Here is a 2,560-nt window from a genome sequence, read left to right as displayed (position 1 = left end):
GTGTAATCGGGAAATAAGGATGCACAGTTTTTGGCAATTAGGAGTGCACCATTTTTGGCAACAAGAGTGCACAGTTTTACAAAGGTATATTTCTTGATTTAAGTTTCAAATATTGTTTTCCTGTTTTCCATTCTATAGCTCTGCCCTTCGAGTCTGATAACTTCGCACCGGAAGAGCAATCTGTCCAATAATGCCGTTGCCAGCACTTCGTCATCGAGCATTTTTGCCCATTCGGCTGGCATTTTATTGGTGGTGACGATGAATGAGGTATTCTCGTAGGTTTGATTTATAAAGTTAAAGAAGTTTATTGCGTGATTTTTATCGATGGGAAACAGCATGACGTCATCAATTACGATCAGGTTTGCCTTTGTCAAGCGTTTGTATTCCGCCATTGATGCCCGGGAAAAGTCTTTCATTTTTAACATATTCACAATGTCTTCCATGGTACGGAAGTAGGCCTTGTACCCTTTCTGGATGGCATCTGAGCAGAGGCCGGCGGCTAAATAGGTTTTTCCCACGCCACTGGGTCCCATGACGATCATATTGTAGACCTGATCCAGCCAGGCCAGTTCTCTGAGGGTATTGAGTTGCTGCCTGTTCAGACCGCTGCCCGACCGTTCCTCATATTCCTGAAGGTTTGATTTTTTAGGTAGTCTGGCCACTTTGAGCTGTCTCTCCCGGGCCTGCACATCCCTATGCTGGCCTTCCTTTTCGAATAGCCGCAGTAAGAAAGTGGTGTAACTGACCTGCTCATGCTGGGCTTCAAGGGTGGTTTCTTCCAATTGTGCCGCTACTCCCATTATTTTGTAACGGCGACAATACTGATCAATCTGTTGTTGCTGGTTCATACGGTGGTATATTGGGTTTTGTAAAAAAGTATTTGTAGTCGTCTATTGAACTGATTTGTGGCTGTAGAAGTGCCTGATGGGGTAAACTTCCATTCAGTGGATTCAGTACCGGATAGCTGGCGGTGACCGGTGCCAGGGACTCCTGTCTGCTAACCAGTGTTTTAAAGTCGTTGGCGCTGTTGATGCCCTGTTCCAGGCAGATCCTCAGGGCTTCAGTAACTGCTTGTTCCCCTGCATTCCTAATAGTCTGTCGCAATAACAGGAGCTGATCACGCATGTATCTCGGCTTGTCTTTACGGATCATGGCGATGAATGCTGACAAACCCCCGGAAGACTGGGCGGAGGACTGGCAGATCTCCGCAATCAAAGTCTCCAGTCCCACATGCCGGTCACGTTGGTGGCTTCTATCCACCACTTTTTTACCCCGCTCCAGGCATAGTGGATGGGTGCATAGTATATTGTTGTTGCTCCCGGTGATGATGAGTCGATCGCCCTCTTCTTTGACACCCACCTGGGTCCCGCGGCCTTTGTAGGTGCCCAATGGGAGCGAATAAAGATTGCTTTTCCAGGATACGGTATTGTCTTTTCTAACCGAATGAAGCTTCTGGGAGGGGTTGGCCGGGGGCAATGGATCAAACCGGGCCAAAAAGGGGCGCTCGATCACAAGCTCATCCTGCGGGACTTGTCTGGTCACACCGTGTTGCATCGCGTTGGCGGTCCGTTCCAGCCATTTGATTGCCTGAAGGTTCAGGATCTGAAGATCCTGGAACGTCCGGTTGTATAGGAAGTTGCGCTTCACATATCCCACTACGTTCTCTATTTTCCCTTTGCTTTCCGGATCGGACTTCCGGCAGAAGTGCAGCCCGAAACCCTGCTCCCGGACGTAATCGCGGAAGCGTCCGGTAAGAATGATATCCCCGCTGTTTTCATTGCTGATAAACACGGTATCCTGGTCATAAACGATCTCACTGGGGATTCCCCCAATGTAACCAAAAGCCTTTTCATGCCCCTGGATTGCTAGTTCCGTGGTGAAGGGGCGGTCGGAGAACCAAACAAACTTGAAGCGTGACCGGGAAAGCACCAGGGTGAAAAAATAGACTTTTATCCGCTTGCCGTTACTCTGGCGGAGATGGTATTCACCAAAATCGACCTGTGCCTGCAGCCCGTAAGGAGTCTCCGGAATGATCTGATAATCGCGGGAGGAGGGTTCCTGGGGAAGGTCGTGTCGGTGGCGGACCCATTTGACGAAGTTGAATACTGTCTTCGGATCGACCCCGGGAAAATCATCATGGGCTTCTTTGAGCCAATCGTGCATCTGGGCAGCAGAAGTGTCCCGGAACTGTTCCAATCGCCCCCGAACAAAATCTTCGTACGGTAGCAAAACTTTTTGCCGTAAAGAGCGGTGGGCCATAAAGGACTCAAACTCATCGTCGTCCATCTCAAGGTACTTTTTGACCGTCCGACGGTTGCAGCCAAGTGCTTGGCTGATCTGGGAAACCGAACGACCGAGCCCGGACATTCGCTTAATCTCATAATACATCATAAATTTGCGTAAGAATGCGTTCATACTTCATCGATTGTAGTGAATCAATGAAGATCGTATTTTATTCGGCAGGGCCTAAAAACCCTGCCGTGTTTTTGTGCATTCTTGTTGCCAATTTTGGAGCATTCTTATTTCCCAATTCTTGTGCAGTTACAATTGCCGACTACAC

At 48.7% G+C, this 2,560-nt stretch carries 2 protein-coding genes; both read right to left on the bottom strand.

Annotation, left to right across the window (positions count from 1 at the left end; all coding sequences use genetic code 11):
• Window positions 1-98 precede the first annotated feature (98 nt).
• Window positions 99-848 carry an IS21-like element helper ATPase IstB gene (gene istB, locus ACFQRK_RS23855; RefSeq protein ID WP_379010933.1) on the bottom strand — a complete coding sequence of 250 codons (750 nt, stop codon included), beginning with the start codon at window positions 846-848 and terminating at the stop codon, window positions 99-101.
• Window positions 826-2,415 (bottom strand): IS21 family transposase, encoded by a 1,590-nt coding sequence (gene istA / locus ACFQRK_RS23850; RefSeq protein WP_379010932.1) that lies wholly within the window; start codon window positions 2,413-2,415, stop codon window positions 826-828. The genes istB and istA overlap by 23 nt, the downstream gene beginning before the upstream one ends.
• Window positions 2,416-2,560: the final 145 nt, after the last annotated feature.

This window comes from Parapedobacter sp. GCM10030251, assembly GCF_042666505.1.
Lineage (GTDB): Bacteria > Bacteroidota > Bacteroidia > Sphingobacteriales > Sphingobacteriaceae > Parapedobacter.
The sequence above is the reverse complement of the archived record's forward strand: the minus strand, read 5'-3'. Positions and strand labels throughout refer to the sequence as shown.

Excerpts from the sequence above, each read along its gene's own strand:
- istA (WP_379010932.1), bottom strand. The coding sequence starts at position 2,415 with ATGAACGCATTCTTACGCAAATTTATGATGTATTATGAGATTAAGCGA.
- istB (WP_379010933.1), bottom strand. The coding sequence starts at position 848 with ATGAACCAGCAACAACAGATTGATCAGTATTGTCGCCGTTACAAAATA.